Source organism: Klebsiella sp., from assembly GCF_027492335.1.
GTDB classification, from domain to species: domain Bacteria; phylum Pseudomonadota; class Gammaproteobacteria; order Enterobacterales; family Enterobacteriaceae; genus Klebsiella; species Klebsiella huaxiensis.
In genome coordinates this window covers 127402-138769 of record NZ_JAPUEW010000100.1, presented here as the reverse complement: position 1 = coordinate 138769, position 11368 = coordinate 127402, and the positions used below count along the sequence as shown (strand labels likewise).

Here is an 11368-nt window from a genome sequence, read left to right as displayed (position 1 = left end):
CCCGGCGGCCTGTAAGCCGTTGTTCCGTGTCAGTGGTGGCGCATTATAGGGAGTTCTGAGAAGTTGACAAGCCCTGTTTTCAAAAAACCTTTCAACCGTCTCTTTTTTGCGCAAAACACCCTTAGAGCGGCAGTTTTTCCAGCGATTCGAAGCCATAGCGCTGCAGAACGGGTAAAAGTTGTTCAGTTTCTGCCGTCAACGCCATGCAGTACGCAATATTCGCATCACTAGATTTTGCATCCGGCGCTTCATGCTCCAGCAGCCAGGCCGTTCGACGCGCAATGGCCGCACCGGAGTCGATCATTCTCGTCCCCTCAGGCAGAACTTGTTGCAACTCGTCATGTAATAGAGGGAAATGCGTACAGCCCAGCACAACAGTATCTGGAGGTTCCTGCATCCTCAGCCAGGGCCGCAGGATACGACGCAGCTCATCCAGCGGGACTGGCTCACCATGCAGTTTAGCTTCCGCCAGTTCCACCAACTCCGCCGACCCCAGCATCTCGATCCGACACTCATTAGCAAAGCGGGCAATAAGTTCGCGTGTATAAGGACGCTTTACCGTCCCGCGCGTTGCCAGCAGACCCACAATACCATTCGCCGTCAAGCGTGCTGCCGGTTTTATTGCCGGGACAACACCAACGACAGGAAATGCGAATTTATCGCGCAGTGCGGGGAGGGAAACGGTACTTGCGGTATTACAGGCAATAACGGCCAGCGCCAGCGGGTAATGCTGCTGAACAGCGGTCACGATCTCAAGGACTCGTTCAACAATAAACTCTTCGCTTTTCTCACCGTATGGAAAAGCGACGTTATCGAAAGCGTAGATGTAATGGAGTTCCGGCAGGAGATGCCGAATCTCATTATATACCGACAACCCACCGACGCCGGAATCAAACACCAGCACGGTGGGACGTGGTTTAGAAGGTGTAGCTGCCAGACAAGGTGTATTCCCGTCCTGCAGTTGGGTAGCCATATGCTGTCTCGTAATCTTTATCGAACAGGTTGGCTATTTTACCACGAACTGTCAGGTGTGAGGTGACCGGATATGACAATCCGACATCCCATAGGCTTACGCCACCCAGTTTAACGCGACTAGAGGAGCTTGTTGTCTCATCATAGTCGTTGTCATAGCGCTGACCCAGATATTGGTAAGCGATATTCCAGCCGAGGTCATAAACCTGCCCGGTGACTTCATACTTCACCTGCTGTTTCGCTCGGCGAGCAAGAACCTGGTTGGTTTCATCGTCACGAGGATCAGTATATTGCAGCGTCAGGTGATGCTCTACCGGGCCAGTCGTGATGTTCCCTGTCCACTCCAGACCTTTAATGGTGGCCGACTTCACGTTGATATACTGGTTGACGTTGTTCGCGCTTTTATAATCAATCAGGTTTTGAATTTCATAATGGTATGCTGAGATTTTCCAATCCAGTGGCCCCGTAATCCCATCAATTCCCGCTTCCCACTGTTTAGACTCTTCCGGTTTTAGATCTGGGTTTGCTGCAATACCTGAATAATATTGCGATGCATAACGCGTCGCGCCGAATTGCTGCCCTAAAGATGGCGCCAGGAAGCTGGTACCATAAGAAAGCGTTGCGCGATAACCATCAACAAATTCCCAGCCCACCGCAGTTTGCCACGTGCCGTGCCAGCCAAACTGCTCATCGTGATCTTCACGACCCGAGGCTTCCAGCGTGACGGTATCGATCTGTTGCTGCCCGGTCAAATAAAGCCCTGTGGTGTCGCGTTTGTAGATATCAGATTTCGTCGTACTGCTGGAAGTCAGCTTTTCCTGTTTCCAGTCAACACCACCGCTCACTGAACCATGTCCTACTTCAAAGTTGTTACCCCACTGAATATAACGCTGTTCCATGTCATCCAGCGTAGCATCACCCGCATAGCGGCCAAGGTTGCTACTGTAGTTATAATTTTTAAGGTGCTGATAGTTCGCAATTAGCTGAGAGGAATAGATGCCCGAGTTATAACGCAGTCCAGTGTCCCAGGATTGGTTATAGTTCCGACCCTCGTCGTTACCAGCAGGAGAACCATACATCGTATCCTGATCATAATCGTTGTTAGTCGTGTATCCATAACCACGGAAGAAACCCGAAAAACTCTCGTCAAACTTGTGCTGTACGGCACCCCAGAACAGTTTGTTGCTATAACCATCGCGGTCGCTATCGCCGCTGTAAGGGGAATCTGGTTTGACGTTAAAGCCCTTGGTCGTCTGATAGGCACCTGCCGCCGTCACCATCGTGTCGCCAAAACGTTTATTTACCGCTCCATCATAAGTCTGGTAGCCATTCGACCCCATCCCGGCATTGATCTGCGCGTGTTCATCGTCACTCATGGTAATGATGTTGACCACACCGCCAATCGCCCCGGAACCGTAAACAGCAGAACGCGGCCCGCGGATGTATTCGATACGCTGCACCAGGGATACCGGAATCTGGCCAATGTCAATGGCGTTACCAATACCTGCCCGCGCCATTGGGATCCCATCAATCAGCACCAGCACATGACGTGCTTCCGTGCCGCGAACGTAGAGGGAAGAACTGCTCCCCATCCCGCCGGTCTGCGAAATATCCACCCCCGGCAGGCGACGCATCACATCATTAAGATCTTTTGACTGCCAGCGCTGAATATCTTCCCGCGTAACAACATCCGTTGGCGCAAGGACCGTATTGACCGGCTGTTGAAAACGGTTTGCCGTCACCACTAACGTATCTGAATTGCTGTCTTGCGCCCAAGCGGAAAATGCCGTGACGGAGAGGGCCGTCATCAGCGAAGCCTTTTTAATCATTTTAAAAGCATCCGTAATATACAAAGGATGCCGCCGGCTACTATCAGTAGTACGCGATGATAGAAACCAAATGCGACGTGTTCCGGCAGGTCTTCGGGCTTGGGGTGTGTTATGGATGAAGACTTCCCGCTAAACCACCGCAGTGTCTGCATAATGCGCTCATCCCACTGTTCCTTACCGCTGCGCGTCAGCTCCAGATTTACACTGGATTCCCTATTAACACATAGGACCGGTAACATGATGCTATAATTAGAAACATATAGATGTCCAGACTTCTATCGTTATATTTCTGAATATCATCAGAGCTGGACATCCCCGACACTTTCCCTACAATCCCCGCGTAATTATTTTATTCAGGATGCATCATGACCCCCGAACACCTTCCTACCGAACAATATGAAGCGCAGCTGGCAGAAAAAGTCGTCCGTTTGCAGAAAATGATGGCCCCTTTTGCCGCCCCGGTTCCGGAAGTGTTTCGTTCACCGGTCAGCCACTATCGTATGCGCGCAGAATTCCGCATCTGGCACGATGGCGATGACCTGTACCACATCATGTTTGATCAACAGACCAAATCCCGAATTCGCGTCGATACCTTTCCGGCGGCCAGCGAACTGATTAATCAGCTGATGACCTCCGTAGTTGAGGGCGTGCGCGACAATCCGTTGCTACGCCATAAGCTGTTCCAGGTCGATTATCTGACCACGATGAGCAATCAGGCCATCGTGTCGCTGCTGTACCATAAAAAGCTCGACGACGAGTGGCGTCAGCAAGCAGAAATCTTCCGCGATGCGCTACGCGCGCAAAATCTGAACGTGCATCTGATTGGTCGCGCGACTAAGACCAAAATCGAGCTGGATCAGGACTATATAGATGAGCGTCTGCCGGTCGGCGGGCGTGAAATGGTCTATCGCCAGGTTGAGAATAGCTTCACCCAACCAAACGCGGCAATGAACATTCAGATGCTGGAATGGGCGGTCGAATCAACTAAAGGTGCAACCGGTGATTTGCTTGAGCTGTATTGCGGTAACGGCAACTTTTCTCTAGCGCTGGCGCGGAATTTCGAACGCGTGCTGGCAACGGAGATTGCCAAACCGTCCGTGGCGGCGGCGCAATACAACATTGCGGCTAACCATATTGATAACGTGCAGATTATCCGTATGGCGGCAGAAGAGTTCACCCAGGCGATGAACGGCGTGCGGGAGTTTAACCGTCTGCAAGGTATTGATCTGAAAAGCTATCAGTGTGAGACGATTTTTGTCGATCCACCGCGCAGCGGGCTGGATAGTGAAACGGAGAAAATGGTGCAGGCCTATCCGCGGATTCTGTATATCTCCTGCAATCCAGAAACCTTATGCAAGAACCTGGAAACGCTCTGTGAGACGCACGAAGTCACGCGCCTGGCGCTGTTCGATCAGTTTCCATATACCCATCATATGGAATGCGGCGTACTGTTAACGAAGAAGTAGATGTCTGTAACCCGGCAACATCATGGTTGCCGGGAAAATTCAGCAGAATTACTCTGCAGCCGCGTTCTTGCGGTTACGCATCTTATAGCCAATCCAGAACACCATAATCACCGACAACACCGCCGGGAAGAAGTTAGAACCGATGTCCGGATATTCCGCACGCACCACAGTGCTATAAAGCAGCACGCCAAGAATGAAACACGCGGCGGCCAGCCCCGGTAACCCCACGGGCATACTGCGGTTTTGATAGCGCTGATGCAGACAGTAAACCGTCAGCACTAACGATAAAATCGGGAAAACAGAAAATGAGACTACTGAGCTGAACAGCGCAGCGAAGGTTCCATTAATGGATAACCCTGCGATCAGCGCCAGCAGCAGCGTACCTTTATCTTGAACTGAGTGTTTCATTGCTCGTCCTTCACGTTATTCGGAATGATTTGATTTTTTTCTTGTTCACGGCGATACCAATAATACGCGCCTTTCGAGATCATTCTGAGCTGGAGTACCAGTCGCTCTTCAAGCTGTCGACGCAATTCCGGGCTTACATCCAGAGCCTCGGCGCCAGCACTAAATACGATGGTGACCATAGCTTCAGCCTGCGCTTCAGTAAAGGCGCGCGGCATGTGGTTTTCGATTTCTAAATAGTCAGCAAGTTCCGCGATAAAATGCTGAATTTCGCGGGCGACTGCGGCACGAAACGCGGCGGACGTACCGGAGCGCTCACGCAACAGCAGACGGAAGGCATTTGGGTTATTGCCGATAAACTCCATAAAGGTAGAAACAGAAGTGCGAATCACACTGCCGCCTTTAGCAATACGCTGTCGCGCCTGGCGCATCAGCTGGCGTAGCATAAGCCCGCTTTCATCTACCATCGTCAGACCGAGTTCATCGACGTCACGAAAATGTCGATAGAAGGACGTCGGGGCAATCCCCGCTTCCCGCGCAACTTCACGCAGGCTCAAGCTGGCAAAACTCCGTTCAGCACTTAGCTGGCTAAATGCGGCTTCCACCAGCGAACGCCGGGTTTTTTCTTTTTGTTGCGCTCTTACGCCCATCACGTTGTCTGAATCCTTCCAAAGGCCCTGTCGGCACTATACCAGAGATTAGAACTAATCGGTTTACACTGGATTGTGAATGATTGTTTACGAGCTGTTTCTGCTTTTATGACGCAAAAAAGCACAACGATAATTGGGTTAAAGCTCACCGAATGTTATCATCGTGTTTATTTTATGTATAAAACAGGTGAGTAATGCCATGTCACACTCTTGGGATTATGATGCAATTGTGATTGGTTCAGGCCCTGGCGGAGAAGGTGCTGCTATGGGGCTGGTGAAACAGGGAGCACGCGTTGCCGTCATTGAGCGCTACCATAACGTCGGCGGCGGTTGTACCCACTGGGGCACCATCCCATCGAAAGCCCTCCGCCATGCCGTTAGCCGTATTATCGAATTTAACCAGAACCCTCTCTACAGCGACCATTCCCGTCTTCTTCGTTCTTCCTTCGCCGACATTCTGAACCATGCCGACAGCGTCATTAACCAGCAAACCCATATGCGTCAGGGTTTCTATGAGCGCAACCACTGTGAAATCCTGCAGGGCAATGCGCACTTTGTCGATGAACACACGCTTGCGCTTGAATGCCACGACGGCACCGTCGAGACAGTCACGGCGGAAAAATTCGTCATTGCCTGCGGTTCACGTCCCTACCACCCTGCGGATGTCGATTTCTCACACCCGCGCGTTTATGACAGCGACTCGATCCTCAGCCTGCACCATGAACCACGGCATGTGATCATCTATGGCGCCGGAGTGATCGGCTGCGAATATGCATCGATCTTCCGCGGTATGGAAGTCAAAGTCGATCTGATCAACACCCGCGATCGCCTGCTGGCGTTTCTCGATCAAGAGATGTCCGACTCGCTCTCCTATCACTTCTGGAACAGCGGCGTGGTGATTCGTCACAATGAAGAGTACGAGAAAATTGAAGGTGTTGACGACGGCGTCATCATGCATCTGAAATCCGGCAAAAAGTTGAAAGCGGACTGCCTGTTATATGCCAACGGCCGCACCGGGAATACCGACTCGCTGGCGCTGGAAAACATCGGCCTGCAAACCGATAGCCGCGGTCAGCTGAAGGTCAACAGTATGTATCAAACCGCCCTGCCGCATATTTATGCCGTAGGTGATGTGATTGGCTATCCGAGCCTGGCATCCGCCGCTTACGATCAGGGGCGTATCGCTGCCCAGGCGCTGGTCAAAGGTGAAGCCTCCGCGCATTTAATTGAAGATATCCCTACCGGGATTTACACCATTCCGGAAATCAGCTCCGTCGGCAAAACCGAACAGCAGCTCACGTCCATGAAGGTGCCTTATGAGGTGGGACGCGCGCAGTTCAAACATCTGGCACGGGCGCAAATTGTCGGCATGAGCGTTGGGACGCTAAAGATCCTGTTTCATCGCGAGACGAAAGAGATCCTCGGCATTCATTGCTTTGGCGAGCGCGCGGCCGAAATTATTCACATCGGCCAGGCGATTATGGAGCAGAAAGGTGGTGGTAACACCATTGAGTACTTCGTTAACACCACCTTTAACTACCCGACAATGGCAGAAGCCTATCGGGTAGCCGCGTTGAATGGCTTAAACCGCCTGTTTTAACGCTGTATCGAAATGGCCATCCATCTTACCGCGGATGGCCTCCGCCAGATGTTCATAGCGGCTACGCAGCGGCGAACCAGGACGATAAACCAGCCCGACGGTACGCCGTGGTTCCGGCTTAATGCACGGCACATAGACGACACCATCGCGTTTTCTCTCCTGCGGCACGGCAAGGGCAGGCAGCAGGGTTATACCGCTACCGGCAGCTACCATGTTACGCAGCGTTTCGAGACTGGTCGCCCGAAAATGGGTATCTTCATCAGCACCAGCTTCAAAACAAAAACCCATCGCCTGATCGCGCAGACAGTGGCCATCTTCCAGCATCAGCAGCTTTTCCCCAGCCAGTTCCGACATCGGCACACGGTCACGGTTCGCCCATGGGTGATCTTCGTAGATAGCCAGCAGCATCGGCTCATCAAATAGCGGTACCTCAATAAAGGCTTCGCTCTCTTTGACCAATGCCAGAATCGCGCAGTCAAGCTTACCGCTGTCGAGTTGCGCTAGCAGCTGATGGGTTTGCGCTTCATGCAGATACATTTCCAGCTTTGGAAAGGTCTGGTGCAGCATCGGGATAATCAGTGGCAACAGATAAGGCCCAATTGTCGGGATCAGGCCAATATGCAGTGGCCCGGACATGGACTCTCCCTGTTGGCTTGCCATTTCCTTGAGCACTTTGACTTCGCGTAACACAGTACGCGCCTGGTCCACCAGCAACAGCCCGGCCTGGGTGAACAGAACCTTACGACTGGTGCGCTCCAGCAACATGACGCCAAGCTCATCCTCCAGCTTACGGATTTGTCCGCTGAGAGTGGGTTGGCTAACGTGGCAGGAGTCTGCCGCACGCCGGAAGTGGCGATGTTCGGCTAGCGCTACCAGGTATTCAAGATCGCGAATATTCATTATTCATCCTCCATTGCCACGATAGTCCATGGCGATAGATAGAATAGCAATGAACGATTATCCCTATCAAGTTTTCTGTTCAATAATAAACCCACAAACGAGGCAAACCTCTGAAAATCATTGAACTGCCTCATAGATTCTCTCTACCCGGATAACTAAAGCCAACGTGAACTTTTGCGGACCTTGTGTCCGCTTTTTTTTGCATAAAAAAGCCCGGGGGTTACCCGAGCTTCGTTTACTCACCGCCTCAACATCAGCGTGGCTGACATTTAAATCAAACGCTGTTTGGCATCAGCAATAGCCTGAGCAACCTGTAGCGGTGAGACACCACCTTTAGCCGCTCGCTTATCAAGGCACGATTGCAACGACAGTATCGGATAGACGTCATCGGCGATCACGCTGCTAAATTTCTGCAAATCGACCAGAGACAAATCTTCCAGCGGTTTACCCTGAGCAATGGCTTCTACCACCGCTTCACCGACAATATGGTGTGCTTCACGGAACGGTACACCTTTGGCGACCAGATAATCCGCCAGCTCGGTCGCGTTCGCATAACCCTGCTGCGCGGCTTCTTCACAACGCGGGCGTTTCATCTGAATACCATCAAGTACCAGCGCCGCCATATGCAGGCAGTCCAGCCAGGTATCCAGCGCATCGAACAGCCCTTCTTTGTCTTCCTGCATATCTTTGTTATATGCCAGCGGCAGACCTTTCAGGGTCATCATCATGCCGGTCAGCGCGCCCTGCACGCGACCGCATTTACCGCGGATCAGCTCCAACGCGTCCGGGTTTTTCTTTTGCGGCATTAACGATGAGCCAGAAGTGACGCGATCGGACAGCTCGACAAATCCCGCTTCGCCGGTATTGAAGAAAATCAGGTCTTCGGCAAAGCGCGACAAGTGCACCATACCAATTGAAGCATCGGACAACAGCTCCAGCACGTGATCGCGGTCAGAGACGCTATCCAGGCTGTTACGAGTGGCTGAAGCAAAGCCCAGCCAGCCAGCCAGCTGTTCACGATCGATTTCATAGGCCGTACCCGCCAACGCGCCGCACCCCAGCGGGCTGACGTCCAGACGCTTCAACGCATCCTGCAGACGGCTTTCGTCACGCGCCAGCATTTCGACGTAGGCCAGACACCAGTGAGCGAAAGTCACCGGTTGCGCACGCTGCAGGTGGGTATAACCCGGCATCACCGCATCCTGGTTGTTCAGTGCCGTTTCCACCAGCGCGCTTTGCAGCTGACGATTCGCCGACAGTAGTTCCACCACGGTATCTTTACACCACAGCTTCAAGTCGGTGGCGACCTGGTCGTTACGGCTGCGCCCGGTGTGTAGCTTTTTGCCCAACTGACCGACCTTGTCGATCAGCTTGCCTTCAACCCAGCTGTGAATATCTTCCGCATCGCTTTCGAGGATCTGCTGCGGATTGGCCCGCACTTCTTCCAACAGAATATTCAGCGCCTCTTCCAGTTGCAGCTGTTCATCAGCGGTCAATACGCCAACCGTCACTAGCGCTTTGGACCAGGCTACAGAGCCAACGATATCCTGCTCCGCCAGGCGGTAATCAAAGCGCAAAGAGTCGTTGAACTGTTTGAACCGCTGATCCGCTGCCTGAGTAAAACGCCCGCCCCAAAGTGCCATAACATGCTTCCTTTATTCGTTAGTTCCGCCGGATTAACCGGCCTACAGTCTTGTAGGCCCGGCAAGCAAAACGCCGCCAGGCATAAAATATTAAGCCAGAATGCGTGTACCGATCGATGTTCCGTTAAACAGCGCTGGCAGCTGTTCAGCATGACGCCAGGAGGCGATATCCACCGGGCGACCTAACGTGCGTGCCGCATCCAGAGCCGCATTCACTTTGACGATCATCCCGTCGGTGATAATGCCCTGCTCAATCAGCTGTTCTGCCTTCGCCGCAGTCATCTCGGCAATGCGCTGACCTTTGCCGTCGAGAATACCGCTCACATCAGACAGCAGAATCAGGTCTGCGCCAAGCGTTGCCGCCAGCGCGGTAGCCGCCTGGTCAGCATTCACGTTCATCAGTTGGCCTTCATCAGTCACGCCGATAGAGCTGACAACCGGCAAATAGCCGCCCGCCAGCAGTGTGTTAATTAGCGCCGGAGAGCCCGGCTGAGCGAAGCCGACATGGCCGAGTTCTTTATCAAGCTGAGTCACTTTAACGCTATCGCCATCGCCAAGAAACAGCCCTACAGAAGGCAGGCCGTGCTTTTTCGCCCACGCCAGCAGCGTCTTATTGGCAGTCCCCGCCAGCGCACCGGTGATAATGTCGATTTGATCCGCAGGGGTCACTCGCAGACCGTTTTTCTTGTTCACTGGCAGATTAAGCTGCTTCATCAGTTCATCCACCACGCAGCCGCCGCCGTGGACAATAATCAGCGGACGCTGATGCGTCTCGCGATAATTCACCAGCGCGGTAAACAGGCGCTCCAACGCTTCTTCGCTATCCAGCAGGACGCCGCCGAGTTTGATAATTAAAGGATTCATCATCACACCTTAAATAAGAGACTGCGTCTCAGCGAAGCCGAAACGGATATTTGCACACTGTACGGCCTGTGCTGCCGCGCCTTTCAGCAGGTTATCTTCCGCCGCCACAACGATGATGTGTTCATCCTGGACAGCAAAACCGATATCACAGAATGGCAGACCCACGACATTTTTCAATGCGGGCATGCCCTTATCATATAAACGCACCAGCGGTTTTTTCGCATAGGCCTGCTGGAACGCTGCTGCGACCTGCTCTTTGCTCACGCCAGGCTTCAGGCGGCAGGTGATGGTTTCCAGAATCCCACGCTTAAAGTTGCCCAGATGCGGGGTAAAAATAACGTCCGCCCCCAGATGAGTGGATATTTCAGGGTGATGGCGGTGGTTGAAGACGCCATAGGGCTGCAGGCTGACTTCACAGAAGTTGTTGCCGATGGAAGCCTTACGCCCGGCACCGCTCACGCCGCTGGTCGCATTGATCACCGGCCACTGATTAAGATCCAACAGGTCCGCGTCGATCAGCGGTTTCAACGACAGCTGAGCCGCCGTCGGGTAGCAACCCGGCACCGCAATCAGATTCGCCTCTTTCAGCTTATCGACACTCCACTCGGCCAGGCCGTAAACCGCCTGCTCCAGCAGCTCAGGGTGCTGGTGAGTGAAACCATAATATTTTTCGTAGAAAGCGCCATCGTTAACGCGGAACGCCCCGGAAAGATCGAACACCACGCAACCTGCCGCGAGAAACTGCGGCGCCAGGTCATGGCTCACTTCGTGGGCGGTAGCGAGAAAAACGATATCGACCCCAGCGCTAAACTCGCTAATATCGGACATTGCCTGCAGCGGCAGGTCAACAATCCCTTTTAGCTGCGGATGCAAATCGGAAACTAATTTTCCCGCATCATTGCTTTGCGCGGAGACCGTCAAAGCGGTTATGGTCATATGAGGATGGCGATTTACATAGGCCACTAGCTCTGCGCCGGCATAACCGCTGGCGCCCACAATCAGCGTGTTCAACATTGGGGCTCTTCACCTTCTTGCTTAC

The 11368-nt window shown here is 52.9% G+C and carries 9 protein-coding genes, 1 pseudogene and 1 riboswitch; of the genes and pseudogenes, 2 read left to right on the top strand and 8 right to left on the bottom strand.

From position 1 onward, the window contains the following. Positions 1–121 precede the first annotated feature (121 nt). Entirely contained in the window at positions 122–973 is an 852-nt protein-coding gene (gene murI / locus QVF11_RS28595) for a glutamate racemase (protein WP_112216373.1), read from the bottom strand. After that, positions 918–2801 (bottom strand): TonB-dependent vitamin B12 receptor BtuB, encoded by a 1884-nt coding sequence (btuB, locus tag QVF11_RS28590; RefSeq protein ID WP_287861247.1) that lies wholly within the window; start codon positions 2799–2801, stop codon positions 918–920. The genes murI and btuB overlap by 56 nt, the downstream gene beginning before the upstream one ends. 67 nt (positions 2802–2868) lie before the next feature. Next, a riboswitch (cobalamin riboswitch) is annotated at positions 2869–3050 on the bottom strand. A 116-nt stretch (positions 3051–3166) separates the two neighbouring features. On the opposite strand from btuB, the gene trmA reads away from it, so the two are divergent. Continuing rightward, positions 3167–4267 (top strand): tRNA (uridine(54)-C5)-methyltransferase TrmA, encoded by a 1101-nt coding sequence (trmA, locus tag QVF11_RS28585; RefSeq protein ID WP_287861246.1) that lies wholly within the window; start codon positions 3167–3169, stop codon positions 4265–4267. 48 nt (positions 4268–4315) lie between these two features. Here the strand turns inward: trmA and QVF11_RS28580 are convergent, their stop codons facing one another. Together QVF11_RS28580 and fabR are read right to left on the bottom strand one after the other, a co-directional pair. Then, positions 4316–4675, bottom strand: a complete 360-nt coding sequence (locus QVF11_RS28580; RefSeq protein WP_112216371.1) for a YijD family membrane protein — start codon at positions 4673–4675, stop codon at positions 4316–4318. 15 nt (positions 4676–4690) lie between these two features. Next, positions 4691–5325: pseudogene (fabR, locus tag QVF11_RS28575) on the bottom strand (HTH-type transcriptional repressor FabR). Between the two features lie 196 nt (positions 5326–5521). On the opposite strand from fabR, the gene sthA reads away from it, so the two are divergent. Further along, positions 5522–6922 carry a Si-specific NAD(P)(+) transhydrogenase gene (gene sthA, locus QVF11_RS28570; RefSeq protein WP_112216370.1) on the top strand — a complete coding sequence of 467 codons (1401 nt, stop codon included), beginning with the start codon at positions 5522–5524 and terminating at the stop codon, positions 6920–6922. Here the strand turns inward: sthA and oxyR are convergent. From oxyR to argC, 4 genes are all read right to left on the bottom strand, one after another. Further along, complete coding sequence (gene oxyR / locus QVF11_RS28565; RefSeq protein ID WP_112216369.1) at positions 6905–7822, bottom strand: DNA-binding transcriptional regulator OxyR; 918 nt, start codon at positions 7820–7822, stop codon at positions 6905–6907. The two genes, sthA and oxyR, sit on opposite strands and share 18 nt — an antisense overlap. Before the next feature lie 269 nt (positions 7823–8091). Continuing rightward, the gene (gene argH / locus QVF11_RS28560) at positions 8092–9465 is read right to left on the bottom strand and encodes an argininosuccinate lyase (protein ID WP_287861243.1); all 1374 of its coding nucleotides are present in this window, start codon (positions 9463–9465) and stop codon (positions 8092–8094) included. A gap of 90 nt (positions 9466–9555) precedes the next feature. Further along, positions 9556–10332: an acetylglutamate kinase gene (gene argB / locus QVF11_RS28555; protein WP_287861241.1), complete on the bottom strand. Its 777-nt coding sequence runs from the start codon at positions 10330–10332 to the stop codon at positions 9556–9558. 6 nt (positions 10333–10338) lie between these two features. After that, positions 10339–11343, bottom strand: a complete 1005-nt coding sequence (argC, locus tag QVF11_RS28550; RefSeq protein ID WP_287861239.1) for an N-acetyl-gamma-glutamyl-phosphate reductase — start codon at positions 11341–11343, stop codon at positions 10339–10341. Between the last annotated feature and the right edge of the window lie 25 nt (positions 11344–11368).

Coding starts and splice junctions, on each gene's coding strand:
- murI (WP_112216373.1), bottom strand. CDS start 973: ATGGCTACCCAACTGCAGGACGGGAATACACCTTGTCTGGCAGCTACA.
- btuB (WP_287861247.1), bottom strand. CDS start 2,801: ATGATTAAAAAGGCTTCGCTGATGACGGCCCTCTCCGTCACGGCATTT.
- trmA (WP_287861246.1), top strand. CDS start 3,167: ATGACCCCCGAACACCTTCCTACCGAACAATATGAAGCGCAGCTGGCA.
- QVF11_RS28580 (WP_112216371.1), bottom strand. CDS start 4,675: ATGAAACACTCAGTTCAAGATAAAGGTACGCTGCTGCTGGCGCTGATC.
- sthA (WP_112216370.1), top strand. CDS start 5,522: ATGTCACACTCTTGGGATTATGATGCAATTGTGATTGGTTCAGGCCCT.
- oxyR (WP_112216369.1), bottom strand. CDS start 7,822: ATGAATATTCGCGATCTTGAATACCTGGTAGCGCTAGCCGAACATCGC.
- argH (WP_287861243.1), bottom strand. CDS start 9,465: ATGGCACTTTGGGGCGGGCGTTTTACTCAGGCAGCGGATCAGCGGTTC.
- argB (WP_287861241.1), bottom strand. CDS start 10,332: ATGATGAATCCTTTAATTATCAAACTCGGCGGCGTCCTGCTGGATAGC.
- argC (WP_287861239.1), bottom strand. CDS start 11,343: ATGTTGAACACGCTGATTGTGGGCGCCAGCGGTTATGCCGGCGCAGAG.